This is a genomic window from Buchnera aphidicola (Aphis gossypii), assembly GCF_013394915.1.
GTDB classification, from domain to species: Bacteria; Pseudomonadota; Gammaproteobacteria; order Enterobacterales; family Enterobacteriaceae; genus Buchnera; species Buchnera aphidicola_AZ.
Genome location: NZ_CP056771.1, coordinates 191054 through 206047 on the forward strand (window position 1 = coordinate 191054; position 14994 = coordinate 206047).

A 14994-nucleotide genomic window follows, 5' to 3' on the forward strand; every position below is an offset into this window, starting at 1 on the left:
ATATTTTTGTCTATTATGATAATAAATATTTTATCTATCTTAATGTCTTAAAAATACTAAGTATATAATATATATATCTAATTTTTATAAATTTTGAAATATATTTTTTAAAAAATCTCTCATGTTAAATAGACCTTGTTTTTCTAAAGCGATCCAAGAAACTGATTGAACAGCGCCTTTAGCAAAAGATTCTCTATTAAAAGCAGTGTGAGTGATATTGATTTCTTCTTCAGAGTTCGTAAAAAAAACTGAGTGTTTTCCAATAATATCTCCTGATCTTACACTAGAAAATCCAATTTTTTTAAACTCTCTAACCTTCTTGAATCCTTTTTTATAATATAATGAATTTTCATTTAAATTCCATCTCATAACTTTTGATATACTCTCCCCAATAGTCAATGCTGTTCCTGAAGGTATATCCATTTTATTGCGATGATGAAATTCTATAATATCAATATCAGAATTATTTCCTAAAACTTGAGTAGTTTTTTCTACTAGATAGTACAGTAAATTTATTCCTATACTAAAATTTGATGCTATTAATATAGCAATTTTTTTGGAATAAGATTTAATAATTTGCATTTCTGAATCTGAAAATCCAGTTGTACCGATAATTATATTTTTTTGAAATTTATTACAATATTTTAAATATTTCAGTGTACTAATAGGATTTGTAAAATCAATTAAAATATCAAAATCATTTTTTTCAATATCTAAAGTATCTTGAATAAGCACTCCTATTTTACCTATACCAATTTCCTTTCCGATATCATGATTTATTAAAGGATGATTTTTTTTTACTATTGCTGCAGTTAAACAAGTTTTTTTGTTTTTTTCTACTTCCCTTACTAACATTTGACCCATTCTACCAAGAGCCCCGGTAATAGCAATGCGAGTTATTTTTTTATTCATAATGTTTAGTTTTTTGAAATTGTTAAGTATTTAGGTATTTTAAAACTTATTTTTTCTTTATTTCCTGAAATTTCTTTTATGTTTTGAGCGCCCATTTTTTTTAAATATTCAATGACTTGTTGTACTAAAAATTCTGGTGCAGACGCACCTGCTGTAATTCCAATATATTTTATATTTTTTATCCATTTTTTTTGGATATCTAAAAACGATTCAATTTGTTTAGTGTATACTCCAATTTCTTCCCCTAATTCAGTAAGACGTTTGGAATTAGAGGAATTTTTAGAGCCTATTACAAGTATTATATCACTGTTTTTTGATAATTTAATCATTGCATTTTGTCGGTTTGTTGTTGCATAACATATGTCTTCTTTTTTAGGTCCGGAGATATATGGAAATTTTTTTTTCAAAAATTTAATAATAGATCGAGTGTTATTAATAGATAATGTTGTTTGTGTGAAAAAATTTAATTTTTTGTGATTTAGATTAATTGGTAGTTTTTTTATATCTTCTATCGATTCAACTAGATGAATTTTACTATTTGTACTATTATATTGACCTATCGTGCCAATGACTTCAGGATGCCCCTTGTGGCCAATGAAAATAGTTTCTATATTTTTTTTGCTTGCTTGTGATACTTCTTTGTGTACTTTTGTGACTAATGGGCAAGTTGCATTTAAAATGATTAATCCTTTTTTTAAAGCTTTTTCTTTTGTTTTTTTTGAAACTCCATGAGCAGAAAAAACAATTATTGAATTATTTGGAATATCTGAGATTTTTTCAACGAACATAACTCCTTTGTTACGTAATTTTTCTATAACATGTTTATTGTGAACTAATTCGTGTTTGACATATATAGTTTTTTTATAAATCTTTAAAGCGTTTTCAACGATTAAAATAGCTCTTTTAACACCCGCGCAAAAACCTCTTGGATTAGCTAACAAAACATCCATTTTTACAAATCTCCAGATATGTATTTATATTAAATCATATATTATGCTATGAAATTTAAGAAGTAATACGTTTGTTTTATTTAAAATTTGTTTTTATGCGTTTTTTTATATAAATAATCATTCCAAGAAAAATACTACAATCAGATATATTAAATGTTGCAAAATGCCAGTTGTTGATATGTATATCAATGAAGTCTATAACAAATCCATAATGTATACGATCTATTAAATTTCCTATTGCTCCTGCTAGGATAAAACAAAAATCTGTTTTTTCTTTTTTTTCTATTTTTACAATTTCTTTAAATATAAATACTATAATAATTATGCTTAATATTGACAAGAAACATCTATTCCATAACGTTTCACTAGAGAATATACTAAAAGCTACGCCATAATTATGTACATGAAACAAATTTAGTACTGATAAAATTTCTGTTGTTTCATATAAATCGAAATATTTTAAAATCCAGAGCTTAGAAAGAATATCTATTATTAGAATAAGTATTATAATTAGAAAATATTTTTTATATATTTTTTTCATATGAAAATTCGTCTTTCACCATTCCCTTGAGTATTATCAATACATCTCATACAAATTTCATTATTATTATTTATAGGTATATCATAATGCCAACATCTTTGACATTTTTTTTCTTTACTTTTTTCTAAGGAAATTTTAAGTTTTGAAAATAAAAAACTTTTTTTTGTTTTAGTTGGAGCTTCTTTGTAATCTTTAACTAAAACCTGAGATGTTAAAAATAAAAATTTTAATTCATTTCCTAAAGTTTTTAATTTTTCTTTTATTTCAGGTGTGACGTATAATGTGATAGAAGCTTCTAATGAATTATTTATTTTTTTGTTTTTTATTGCTTTTTCTATGAATTTATTTATTTCATTTTTAATTTCAATTAATTCGCTCCAAAATTTATGATTAAATATCATATTAATTTTTAGTTCAAATAATTCATTAAACCATTCTTCTATAAATACATATTCTGATTTTTTTCCAGGCAAATAGCTCCATATTTCATGAGCAGTAAACGATAATATAGGTGATATCCATCTTACTAAAGCGTGAATGATATAATATATTGCTGTTTGGCAACTTCTTCTTTCTAAACTATTTTTTTTTAAAGTATATTGTCTATCTTTAATAATATCAAGATAAAAAGAACCCATTTCAACTGAACAAAAATGCATTAATTTCTTTATTACTCCATGAAAATTATATTTATTATAAAGCCGAATAACATCTTCTTGTACTATTTTAGCGCGAGAAACAGCCCATTGATCCAAGTAGATCATTTTTTCTTGAGAAATAATATTTGTATTTGGATCAAAATCGTTTATGTTGGCTAACATAAAACGTGCTGTATTTCTTATTCTTCGATAAATATCTGATGTACGCTTTAAAATTTCATCAGAAATAGAGATGTCATTAGAGTAATTTGAAGAAGCAACCCAAAGCCTTAAAACATCTGCTCCCAATGTTTTGATTATATCATTAGGGCTAATAGTATTTCCTATAGATTTAGACATTTTCTGTCCACTTCCATCAACTACAAATCCATGCGTTAAAACTTCTGAGTAAGGTGCTCTTTTATTGATTAACATCGATATCATTAATGATGACATAAACCAACCCCGATGTTGATCAGAACCCTCTAAAAACATATCTGCATAATTTTTTTTATTTTTTTTATTTTTATATTGTATAGTTGTATGCGTATTTCCTGATTCAAACCAAACATCTAATATATCAAAAATTTGATCATATAAATAATATTCTTCGCCTAATATTTCTTTTAAATCAATATTCCACCACGCTTGAATTCCTGATAGTTCTACTTTTTTAACTATTTCTTTCATTATAATAGAGTTTTGAGGGTGTATCTTACCTGTTTTTTTGTTTATAAAAATAGACATTGGCACGCCCCACTTTCTTTGTCTTGAAATGCACCAATCAGGTCTCTTTTTAATCATTTCTTCAATTCTAGATTTTCCCCATTGAGGAATCCATAAAACTTTTTTAATTTCCTCGACAGTATTAACGCGTAAATTGTTTTTATTAATATTGATAAACCATTGAGGGGTAGCTCGAAATATAATAGGAGTTTTATGTCTCCAGCAGTGCGGGTAGCTATGATTTAAAGACTCATGATGTAATAAACAATCATAGTCAATTAATAATTGTATAATAATATTATTAGATTGAAAAATATTAACACCATCTAATTTTGGGTGTATATTTTTTTTAAAATCACCTTTATAGTTAATTAAATTTACTGTATTTATATTGTATTTTTGACAGATAGAATAATCATCTTGTCCGTGATCTGGTGATGTATGTACTGCTCCTGTTCCTGCTTCAAGGGTAACATGTTTTCCCAATATTACAGGTAATAAGATGTTTTTTAAAAATGGATGTAAAAAATTTATACCTTCTAATTTTTGTCCTTTAATAGAAGTTACATATTTCCAATTTTTTATATTTAAAGTGTCAAGGGTACTTTTTACTAATCCTGCAGCTAAAATTAAATTATATTTTTCTGTTTCAACTACATCGTATTTAAAGTGTGGATGGACTGTAATAGCTTGGCTAGATGGAAGTGTCCATGGAGTAGTAGTCCAAATAGGTAAGCATATTTTTTTGTCTTTTAATATATCAGTGCTAAATATCTTGTTTAAATTTTTATCATTACTTTTCATCGCAACAAAAATTGCATCTGATTTTTTATCAAAGTATTCAATTTCTGCATCAGATAAAGATGATTGACATTTTAAACACCAATGCACAGGTTTAAAATCTCTATATAAGTATTTTTTTTCAATAATTTTAGAAAGTGTTGAAATTATATTTGCTTCGTTTTTATAATCCATTGTAAGATAAGGATTATCCCAGTCCCCAATAACCCCTAATTTAATAAAGTCTTTCTTTTGTTTTTCTACTTGATTATTTGCATATTTTCTACATTTTTTTTGAAATATTGAAGTATTTATTTTCTTGTTATATATTCCTATTTTTTCTTCAACTTTTTGTTCAATAGGTAATCCGTGACAATCCCAAGATGGTGTATATGGTGCATCAAAACCAGACAAATTTTTTGATTTAATAATTATGTCTTTCAAAATTTTGTTGACTGCATGTCCAATATGAATATTTCCATTGGCATATGGAGGTCCATCATGCAAAAGAAAAATTTTTTTGTTTTCTTTATTTTTCCTAATTATTTCATAAAGATTGTTTTCATACCAATTTTTTAAGATTTTAGGTTCTTTTTGAGTTAAATTAGCTCGCATAGAAAATTCTGTTTTAGGTAAGTTCAAAGTTTTTTTATAGTCATGCATAAGTATTTTCTTTATTTTTTCAGTGAATTATCAGAAATATTAAAATATTTTTTAGCAATTTGAACATCTTTGTGAATCTGATTTTTAAGTTTCTGTATAGATATAAAAAAATGCTCATTTCTTATTTTTTTATATATTAAAATTTCTATTTTTTTGTTGTATAAATTAATTTTTGCATTAAATAAATGAACTTCAAGTGTTTTGTTTTTGTGTTTATTAAGGGAACTAGGTTTAACTCCTATATTACATATTCCAAAATATGTTTTTTCATAATTTATTTTAACTGCGTATACTCCGTTATTTAAGGCAATATTTTGATGTAATTTTATATTAGCTGTTGGGTAACCTAATGTTCTTCCTATTTGATTGCCATAAACAACTCGACCAATAATATTAAATGGTCTGCCAAGTAATAATTTAGCTAATTTAATATTATTTTTTAATAAATATCTTCTAATATTAGTGCTACTGATTCTAATATTATTTTTATATAATGGTTTTATTTCAACAATAGTAAACTTATATTTTTCACTCATTTTTTTTAAGAGAAAAATATCTCCATTCCTTTTAGAACCAAACTTAAAATCTGTACCAATTATAATAAATTTTACGTTTAGTTTGTTAATTAATATTTTCGTAATAAATGTTTCAGCGCTAATACTTGAAAAAATACTGTTAAATTTAATACATAAAATAATATCAATTTTATATAATTGAATGTATTTTATTTTTTCTTGAAATGTTGTAATTCTCTTAGGAGATATTCGATTACTAAAAAATTCTAATGGTTGTGGTTCAAATAAAATTATTATTGTTGTTAAATTTTTTTCTTGACCTACTTTGTACACTGTAGAAATTAATTTTTGATGCCCTAAATGTACTCCATCAAAATTTCCAATGCTTATAACTGAGTTAGAATTTACTTTTTTAAGATTATGGATACCTCGTATAATCTTCATTATTAAATTAATCCGATTAAATAAAGTTATATGTGTTAGAATTTATCATGAAATTTATATTTAATAATAACTGTTTAATTATTTTTTAATATAAATTTATTAGATTTGTTATTAATTTTTATTATTTCTTGTATCATATTTTATATATAGTATAATTTTTAGTAAAATTTTTTATTTAGGGAGTTAAAATTGGCTAATATTAAATCATCTAAGAAAGATGCTATAGCATCGGAAAATCGTCGTAAAAAAAATATAAGTCAACGTTCAAAAATTCGCACTTTTATAAAAAAAGTTCGATTAGCTATTTTTTCCGGAGATAAAAAAAGAGCAGAAGACGCTTTTAAAAACATGCAGCCTGTAATTGATAAGTATTCAACTAAGGGTTTAATTCATAAAAATAAAGCAGCAAGACATAAATCTGTTTTATCATTGCAAATTAAAAAATTAAATTCAAAATAAATTTGTTATAACAGTATTGCCTCTCATTTTTTTAAGAAGCAATACTTTATAATATTTTATTTTGTTAAATCATCAAAAAATCTTTTTACTCCATCAAAAAATCTTTTTGATCGAGGAGTATTTTTTTCGCCTTTAAATCCATTAAAACTTTTTCCTAGTTCATTCAGAAGATATTTTTGTTGTTCATTGAGATTTACTGGTGTTTCTACTACTACTCGGCATAATAAGTCACCTTGATTTCTATTTTGTATTGACTTTACACCTCTTCCTCGGATACGAAAAAGTTTTCCTGATTGTGTTTCAGATGGTATTTTTAGTTTGACTCTTCCATCCAGTGTAGGAACTTCAATTTCCCCTCCTAAGGCAGCCATAGTAAAATTTATTGGTACTTCACAATAAAGATTATTTTCTTCACGCTCAAAAATAGGATGTTTATTTACTTTAATTTGAACATAAAGATCTCCTGATGGCGCGCCATTTGTACCAGCTTCTCCTTCATTATTTATTCTAATTCGATTATTAGTATCTACACCGGGTGGAATTTTTACTGATAATATTTTATTTTTTCTAACTCTTCCTTGACCTTGGCACGTGCGACATGGGTCTTTAATTACCGTGCCTTTTTCATTACATGTAGGACAGGATTGTTGAACTGTAAAAAATCCTTTTCTTATATGTATTTGACCTCTACCTTGACAAGTGGAACAGTTGCGAGGCTTAGTTCCTTTTTTAGCTCCAGTTCCATAACAAATTTGACATTTCTGAAACGTTGGAATTCTTATTTCTTTTGTTACACCTTTTACTGCTTCTTCTAAAGAAACATCCATGTTATAACACAAATCAGATCCTTTTTTTACTCTTTGATTTCTATTGCCCCCAAAAATATCACCAAAAACATCTCCAAAAATGTCACCGAAATCTGTAGAACTAGTAAAAGTGTTATAACTAGTATTTTGGTTATGACCGTTTTCAAAAGCTGCATGTCCATATTGATCATATGCATTTCTTTTTTCTTCATCTACTAAAATTTCGTAAGCTTCTTTTATTTCTTTAAATTTATTTTCAGCATTTTTATCACCTTGATTTCTATCAGGATGATATTTCATTGCTAATCGTTTATAAGCTTTTTTGATCTCACGTTCTTCAGCTGATTTTGAGACTCCTAAAATTTGATAGTAATCTTTTTTTCCCATTATTACTCTTCCTACTTTTAAAATAATTACACGGGCGTAGATTTTTTCTACGCCCGTGTTAGTTTTTAGATAGTTATAATTATTTTTTAGGATCTTTTATTTCTTCAAATTCTGCATCTACGATATTTTCATCTTTTTTTGATGCAGATGATTGATTCTCATTTTTTAGATTTTCTTCTGTTGTTTTTTGATGAGCTTCTGTTAATTTAGATGAAATTTTTAAGAGATTTTGTATGTTTTTTTCAATTTCAGATTTATTATCTCCTTTTAATGATTTTTCTAAATCATTTAAAGATGATTTTATTTTTTCTTGATCTTGAATTTCAATTTTTGTTTTATTTTCATCTAATTGTTTTTTTATACTATGAATTAACTGATCACCTTGATTACGTATTTGAATTAATTCTTCAAATTTGCGATCTGATTCAGAATTTGCTTCTGCATCATCTATCATTTTTTTAATTTCTGATTCATTTAGACCAGAAGAAGCTTGAATAGTAATTTTTTGCTCTTTACCAGTTTTTTTATCTTTTGCTGAAACATGTAAAATTCCATCAGAATCAATATCAAATGTAACTTCGATTTGAGCTGTTCCTCTAGGCGCGGGTTCAATACCATCTAGATTAAATTGTCCTAAAGATTTATTATCTGAAGCTCTTTTTCTTTCGCCTTGTAGTACATGTATTGTAACTGCTGATTGATTGTCTTCTGCTGTTGAAAAAACTTGACTATGTTTGGTAGGAATTGTAGTATTTTTGCTGATAAGTGAAGTCATTACACCACCCATAGTTTCAATTCCTAACGATAACGGGGTTACATCCAATAGTAAAACATCTTTAACATCTCCTGAAAGTACTCCTCCTTGAACTGCGGCTCCAACTGCAACTGCTTCGTCTGGATTAACATCTTTTCTTGGTTCTTTTCCAAAAAAGTCCGCAACTTTAGATTGAACCATAGGCATTCTTGTTTGACCACCTACTAGTATTACATCGTTAATATCAGATACAGATAATCCCGCATCTTTTAATGCTACTTTAAGCGGTTCAATAGATTTTGATACTAAGTCCTCAACTAAAGATTCAAGTTTTGAACGAGTCACTTTAATGTTTAAATGCTTCGGACCATTAGAATCTGCTGTAATATAAGGTAAATTTACATCTGTTTGTTGTGCTGATGAAAGTTCAATCTTAGCTTTTTCCGCTGATTCTTTTAATCTCTGCATTGCTAATGAATCGTTTCTTAAATCAATACCTTGTTCTTTTTTAAATTCTTTAACTAGATAATTGATTAATCTACTATCAAAGTCTTCTCCTCCAAGATGAGTATCTCCATTTGTAGAAAGCACTTCGAATGTTTTTTCTTTATCTACATCATCTATTTCAATAATTGATATATCAAAAGTTCCTCCTCCTAGATCATAAACAGCGATGGTTCGATTTCCTTGTCCTTTATCTAAACCATATGCAAGAGCAGCTGCTGTAGGTTCATTTATGATTCTTTTTACTTCTAAACCAGCAATTCTACCTGCATCTTTAGTTGCTTGTCGCTGAGCGTCATTAAAATAAGCAGGCACTGTGATAACAGCTTCTTTTATTGGCTCTCCTAAATAATCTTCTGCAGTTTTTTTCATTTTTTTTAAAACTTCAGCAGAAATTTGAGGAGGAGCCATTTTTTTTCTTTCTACATCAATCCAGGCATCTCCATTCTCAGAATTAATTATGCTGTATGGCATGATTTTTATATCTCGCTGAACTTCTTCATCTTTAAATTTTCTACCAATTAAACGTTTTATAGCAAATAAAGTATTTTTAGGATTGGTAATAGCTTGACGTTTAGCAGGCTGGCCGACTAAAACTTCGCCTTCTTTAGTATACGCAATAATTGAAGGTGTGGTACGATCTCCTTCTGCGTTTTCTAATACACGAGGTTTATTGCCATCCATAATGGCAACACAAGAGTTGGTTGTTCCCAAGTCGATACCAATAATTTTACCCATTGTATTTCTCCTATTTTGATAATTGGGTTTCAACCCTTATGCGGCCATTTTTTTGGCTTTTATTAGCGACATAGGATTGTATTTTATAATTATCTATCAGTGTTGTGATTATTAGATGGGGTCTTTTTTTTAGTCATCAAGGTCTAACTTCAAAAAAAATGAGTTTTTTCAATTAGTCTAAACAGAATAAAACTTTGTTTTATGAAACATAATTTATTATTTTATATTTTTCATGTATATTAAATTTTTTATTTATTAAAAAAGTTTTTGAGGTTTTCCTATGTTGATATCACTTGATATGAGAGAATATTTATACTTTTTTTGCTTTATTTTTTTTTCTGTTATTTTTTGTTGTTTTATGTTGTTTACAAGTTCAATCTTAGGGGGAAAGTCGTTATCTAGACACAAACATACACCATTTGAATCAGGTATTGTTTCAGTTGGAGATACATGTTTGCATTTTTCTGTTAAGTTTTATTTAGTTGCAATGTTTTTTGTAATATTTGATGTTGAAGCTCTTTATCTTTATATATGGTCTGTTAGTATAGTTGAAACTGGTTGGGCAGGATTTTTTGAAGCTTTTATTTTTATTATGTTGCTTTTATTATCATTATTTTATTTGATTCGCATCAAAGCATTAAATTGGGCATATAAATAAAATGTTTAAATTCATTGTATTTAAGGATATAATTTTATGAAATATAAAGCGAACTATATTTTGACTCGAGCAGAAAAAGACAATTCTCATAAAAAATATCCAAAAAAATCGAGTGATCTTGTTTCAGATCCTATAGAGAATTACTTAAAAAAAAATGTTTTTATAGGAAAAGTTCATCAATTACTTCATAAGTTAGTTAATTGGGGTCGAAAGAATTCTCTTTGGCCTTACAATTTCGGATTGTCTTGTTGTTATGTGGAAATGGTCACTGCTTTTACCTCTGTGCATGATGTAGCTCGTTTTGGATCTGAAGTTTTAAGAGCTTCTCCAAGACAAGCCGATGTTATGGTGATTGCAGGAACACCATTTATTAAAATGGCTCCTATTATTCAGAGATTATATGATCAAATGTTAGAACCAAAATGGGTTATTTCTATGGGTGCATGTGCTAATTCTGGCGGGATGTATGATATTTATTCTGTTGTTCAAGGAGTAGATAAATTTTTACCGGTAGACGTTTATATTCCTGGTTGTCCACCTAGGCCAGAAGCGTATATACATGCTTTAAAATTGCTTCAGAATTCTATTAGCGAGGAAAGAAGACCATTATCTTGGGTAGTAGGAGAGCAAGGAATATATCAAAAAAAAATGTTTCCGGAAAAAGAAAAAAGAGCAAATAAAAGAATTTCAATTGTTAATCTTCCAACACCAGATAAAGTTTAATTTTTTTAATTATGTAAATATCCTAGTTTAGAGATAATAATAATTTTAAAAATATCATAATTTTTTCAAAATTAATTATAATGAGAAATCTGTGATGGATGAAATTTCAAGAAAAAGTAATATTTTAAATAAAAATATTGATGAAACTGATACAACTAATTTAGTTTTTAATGAATTATTTCATGTTTTTGGAAAAGATTTTTGTATTATACAGGAATCTAAAACAGGTTTTCCAACAATTTGGTTAAATAAAAATTCTTTACTGCAGGTTATTAAATTTTTATTTGATTCACCTTACTCTTATAATATGCTTTTTGATTTGCATGGTGTAGATGAGCGTCTTCGATTGCACCGAGAAAACCTTCCTAAAGCTGATTTTTCGGTTTTTTATCATTTAATATCTATTAAACATAATATTGATTTTATGATAAAAGTTCCTTTATTTAAAAACGATTTAATTTTATCTACATGTACTAATGTATTTCCTAATGCTAATTGGTATGAGCGAGAAACATGGGAAATGTTTGGTATTGTTTTTAAAAATCATTCAAATTTAACACGCATTATTATGCCTAATACATGGAAAGGACATCCATTAAGAAAAGATTTTCCAGCTAGAGCTACCGAGTTTAAGGATTTTTTCTTAAATGAAGAAAGAGAAGATTTGGAAATGGAAAGTTTACGATTTAAACCTGAATTATGGGGTATGAAACGAAAAAATGATAATGTAGATTTTATGTTTTTAAATCTAGGTCCTAATCATCCTTCTGCACATGGTGCTTTTAGAATTGTTTTGCAACTAGATGGCGAAAATATTATTGATTGCGTTCCTGATATAGGGTATCACCATCGAGGAGCAGAAAAAATGGCTGAACGTCAATCATGGCATAGTTATATTCCATATACAGATCGAATTGAATATTTAGGTGGATGTGTTAATGAAATGCCTTATGTATTAGCAGTAGAAAAATTAGCTAATATTTCTGTTCCAGAAAAAGTCGAAGTAATTCGAGTAATGTTATCAGAATTATTTAGAATTAATAGTCATTTATTATACATTTCTACTTTTATTCAAGATGTAGGATGTATGACACCTGTTTTTTTTGCCTTTACTGATCGTCAAAAAATTTATGATTTAATTGAAGCAATAACTGGAGCAAGAATGCATCCTGCTTGGTTTCGTATTGGTGGGGTAGCTCACGATCTTCCAAAGGGATGGGATATTTTATTGAATAATTTTCTTAAATGGATGCCAAAAAGACTAAAATATTATATAGATGTAGCTTTAAAAAATACTATTTTAATTAATCGTTCAAAAGGTATTGCTCAATATTCACAAAAAGAAGCTTTGACTTGGGGAGTCACAGGTGCTGGTTTACGTGCTACAGGACTAGATTTTGATGTGAGAAAATGGAGACCGTACTCTGGGTATCAAAATTATGATTTTGAAATACCTATTGGTAGTGGAATAAGTGATTGTTATTCTAGAGTTATGATAAAAGTAGAAGAAATTTATCAAAGTTTGTCAATTTTAAAACAATGCTTAAAAAACATGCCAGAAGGCCCTTTTAAAGCAGATCACCCATTAACTACTCCACCTCCTAAAGAAAATACTTTAAAACATATTGATAGTTTAATTAATCATTTTTTACAAGTATCTTGGGGTCCTGTTATTCCGGCAAATGAAAGTTTTCAGATGATTGAAGCGACTAAAGGTATTAATAGTTATTATTTAATTAGTGATGGTGGTACTATGAGTTATAGAACGAGAATACGCACACCTAGTTTTGCGCATTTACAACAAATACCTTCGGTTATTCGTGGAAGTTTAATATCAGATTTAATTGTATACTTAGGAAGTATTGATTTTGTTATGTCAGACGTGGACAGATAATTATGAATAAAAAAAAAGAAAGTCAAGAGAAATTTCTACGCAATTTGTGTTAAGCACCCACGAAATTAATGAAATAGAAAATCAAAAAAAATATTATGAAAATTATAAAGCAGTTGCGATAGAAGCTTTAAAAATTGTTCAGAAACAACGTGGTTGGGTATCTGATCTAGCTATTATTGAAATTGCTAAAATACTTAATATCAATTCAAGTGATATAGAAAGTGTAGCTACTTTTTATAGTCAAATTTATCGTCAACCTGTAGGGCGAAATATAATTCGTTATTGTGATAGCGTAGTTTGTTATTTAACGGGTTATCAAAAAATTAAAAAAGCATTAGAAAATCATTTATCAATTAAAACAGGTTGCACTACTGTAGATAAACGATTTACTTTGTTGCCTATTTGTTGTTTAGGGAATTGCGATAAAAGTCCAACAATCATGATTAATGAAGATCTTTATTCTAAATTAACTCCAGAATCTGTATTAAATTTACTGGAATCATATAAATGAAAAATAAAATTACTCGATTAGAAGAAACACATCCGTTGACATGGAGAATACGAGATGATGAAAAAACTGTTTGGATAAAAGAATATTGCAATAAAAATGGTTATGTTGCTTTTAAAAAAACATTGCATCAACGAACATCTAAAGATGTAATTGATCTAGTAAAAGAATCCGATTTAAAAGGAAGAGGAGGAGCTGGTTTTTCTACAGGTTTAAAGTGGAGTTTAATGCCAGATTATATACATGATAAAAAAGAACATCGTTATTTATTATGTAATGCTGATGAAATGGAGCCAGGTACCTATAAGGATAGGTTGTTAATAGAACAGTTACCTCACCAATTAATTGAAGGGATATTGTTATCAGCTTTTGCTATTAAAGCTACTCGTGGTTATATTTTTTTAAGAGGGGAATATGTCAAAGGAGAGCATATTTTAAAAAGAGCTATACAGGAAGCAATTAATTTAGGCTATATTGGTAAAAATATTTTAAATAGCGGTTTTAATTTTGATTTGTTTTTGCATACTGGAGCCGGGCGTTATATTTGTGGTGAAGAAACAGCTTTGATTAACTCATTGGAAGGTCGAAGAGCAAATCCTAGATTCAAACCACCATTTCCTGCAATTTTTGGATTATGGGGAAAGCCTACTTGTGTTAACAATGTTGAAACTTTATCTAATGTTCCCTCTATTATCTTACATGGTTCTCATTGGTATAAAACATTATCTTATAGCTCTGATACTGGAACAAAGTTAATGGGTTTTTCAGGAAACGTTAACAACCCTGGTGTTTGGGAATTACCTTTCGGTATAAGTGCGCGCGAAATTTTAGAAGATTATGCATTTGGAATGAAACCAGGTTTATCTTTAAAAGCATGGCAGCCTGGAGGGGCAGGTACAGATTTTCTTACTCCAAAACATTTAGATTTATCTATGGATTTTAATACTATTTCAAAAGCAGGAAGCCGTTTGGGAACAGCTCTTTCTATGGCTGTGGATAATAAAACTAATATGGTTTCTCTTGTATATAATATAGAGAAATTTTTTGCTCGTGAATCATGTGGTTTATGTACACCTTGTAGAGACGGATTACCATGGATTGTAAAGATATTATATAGTTTAAAAAATAAAGAAGGACAAAGTCACGATATAAAAAATTTAGAACAATTATGCTTTTCTCTTGGCCCAGGAAAAACATTTTGCGCCCATGCTCCCGGAGCGATTGAACCATTGCAAAGCGCCATAAAATATTTTCGTTCAGAATTTGAAGATGGAATTAGTATAAAAAAATCAAATTTAAATAAAAATATTATTGGAATTCAGCCTAATCAATCTAATTTAAATATTTAATATTTAAATATGAAATTTATTTTTAAAGAGTTTTGGAATTTTCTA

At 27.8% G+C, this 14994-nt stretch carries 12 protein-coding genes and 1 pseudogene; 6 read left to right on the forward strand and 7 right to left on the reverse strand.

Annotated features, from left to right (window positions below):
* Positions 1-84: 84 nt before the first annotated feature.
* The 5 genes from dapB to ribF all read right to left on the reverse strand — a co-directional run bounded on the left by dapB (position 85) and on the right by ribF (position 6169).
* Entirely contained in the window at positions 85-912 is an 828-nt protein-coding gene (dapB, locus tag HU701_RS00945; protein ID WP_178919040.1) for a 4-hydroxy-tetrahydrodipicolinate reductase, read from the reverse strand.
* A gap of 5 nt (positions 913-917) precedes the next feature.
* The gene (gene ispH, locus HU701_RS00950; RefSeq protein ID WP_158346095.1) at positions 918-1862 is read right to left on the reverse strand and encodes a 4-hydroxy-3-methylbut-2-enyl diphosphate reductase; all 945 of its coding nucleotides are present in this window, start codon (positions 1860-1862) and stop codon (positions 918-920) included.
* A 76-nt stretch (positions 1863-1938) separates the two neighbouring features.
* On the reverse strand, positions 1939-2403 hold the full coding sequence (gene lspA / locus HU701_RS00955) for a signal peptidase II (RefSeq protein ID WP_178919042.1): 465 nt from the start codon (positions 2401-2403) through the stop codon (positions 1939-1941).
* Positions 2400-5210 carry an isoleucine--tRNA ligase gene (gene ileS / locus HU701_RS00960; protein ID WP_178919044.1) on the reverse strand — a complete coding sequence of 937 codons (2811 nt, stop codon included), beginning with the start codon at positions 5208-5210 and terminating at the stop codon, positions 2400-2402. Before ileS ends, lspA begins: the two co-directional genes overlap by 4 nt.
* A gap of 11 nt (positions 5211-5221) precedes the next feature.
* Entirely contained in the window at positions 5222-6169 is a 948-nt protein-coding gene (gene ribF, locus HU701_RS00965; RefSeq protein ID WP_178919046.1) for a bifunctional riboflavin kinase/FAD synthetase, read from the reverse strand.
* A gap of 189 nt (positions 6170-6358) precedes the next feature.
* Between ribF and rpsT the strand changes: the two genes are divergently transcribed.
* Positions 6359-6628: a 30S ribosomal protein S20 gene (gene rpsT / locus HU701_RS00970; RefSeq protein WP_178919048.1), complete on the forward strand. Its 270-nt coding sequence runs from the start codon at positions 6359-6361 to the stop codon at positions 6626-6628.
* A 56-nt stretch (positions 6629-6684) separates the two neighbouring features.
* Here rpsT and dnaJ read toward each other — a convergent pair whose 3' ends face one another.
* A complete protein-coding gene (dnaJ, locus tag HU701_RS00975; protein ID WP_178919051.1) occupies positions 6685-7821 on the reverse strand; it encodes a molecular chaperone DnaJ in 1137 nt (378 codons plus the stop codon).
* Between the two features lie 79 nt (positions 7822-7900).
* Positions 7901-9817: a molecular chaperone DnaK gene (gene dnaK / locus HU701_RS00980; RefSeq protein WP_178919060.1), complete on the reverse strand. Its 1917-nt coding sequence runs from the start codon at positions 9815-9817 to the stop codon at positions 7901-7903.
* Positions 9818-10115: 298 nt separating this feature from the next.
* Here dnaK and ndhC point away from each other — a divergent pair.
* The 5 genes and pseudogenes from ndhC to nuoF form a co-directional block, all read left to right on the forward strand.
* Positions 10116-10463: pseudogene (gene ndhC, locus HU701_RS00985) on the forward strand (NADH-quinone oxidoreductase subunit A); the annotation flags it as partial.
* Positions 10464-10511: 48 nt separating this feature from the next.
* Positions 10512-11198: a NuoB/complex I 20 kDa subunit family protein gene (locus HU701_RS00990; RefSeq protein WP_158346111.1), complete on the forward strand. Its 687-nt coding sequence runs from the start codon at positions 10512-10514 to the stop codon at positions 11196-11198.
* 94 nt (positions 11199-11292) lie between these two features.
* A complete protein-coding gene (gene nuoC / locus HU701_RS00995; protein WP_158346113.1) occupies positions 11293-13092 on the forward strand; it encodes an NADH-quinone oxidoreductase subunit C/D in 1800 nt (599 codons plus the stop codon).
* A 31-nt stretch (positions 13093-13123) separates the two neighbouring features.
* Positions 13124-13603 (forward strand): NADH-quinone oxidoreductase subunit NuoE, encoded by a 480-nt coding sequence (gene nuoE, locus HU701_RS01000; protein WP_158346115.1) that lies wholly within the window; start codon positions 13124-13126, stop codon positions 13601-13603.
* Complete coding sequence (nuoF, locus tag HU701_RS01005; RefSeq protein WP_178919062.1) at positions 13600-14949, forward strand: NADH-quinone oxidoreductase subunit NuoF; 1350 nt, start codon at positions 13600-13602, stop codon at positions 14947-14949. Before nuoE ends, nuoF begins: the two co-directional genes overlap by 4 nt.
* The last annotated feature ends 45 nt before the right edge of the window (positions 14950-14994 follow it).

Coding starts and splice junctions, on each gene's coding strand:
- lspA (WP_178919042.1), bottom strand. CDS start 2,403: ATGAAAAAAATATATAAAAAATATTTTCTAATTATAATACTTATTCTA.
- nuoF (WP_178919062.1), top strand. CDS start 13,600: ATGAAAAATAAAATTACTCGATTAGAAGAAACACATCCGTTGACATGG.
- dnaJ (WP_178919051.1), bottom strand. CDS start 7,821: ATGGGAAAAAAAGATTACTATCAAATTTTAGGAGTCTCAAAATCAGCT.
- ispH (WP_158346095.1), bottom strand. CDS start 1,862: ATGGATGTTTTGTTAGCTAATCCAAGAGGTTTTTGCGCGGGTGTTAAA.
- dapB (WP_178919040.1), bottom strand. CDS start 912: ATGAATAAAAAAATAACTCGCATTGCTATTACCGGGGCTCTTGGTAGA.
- HU701_RS00990 (WP_158346111.1), top strand. CDS start 10,512: ATGAAATATAAAGCGAACTATATTTTGACTCGAGCAGAAAAAGACAAT.
- ileS (WP_178919044.1), bottom strand. CDS start 5,210: ATGCATGACTATAAAAAAACTTTGAACTTACCTAAAACAGAATTTTCT.
- nuoC (WP_158346113.1), top strand. CDS start 11,293: ATGGATGAAATTTCAAGAAAAAGTAATATTTTAAATAAAAATATTGAT.
- dnaK (WP_178919060.1), bottom strand. CDS start 9,817: ATGGGTAAAATTATTGGTATCGACTTGGGAACAACCAACTCTTGTGTT.
- ribF (WP_178919046.1), bottom strand. CDS start 6,169: ATGAAGATTATACGAGGTATCCATAATCTTAAAAAAGTAAATTCTAAC.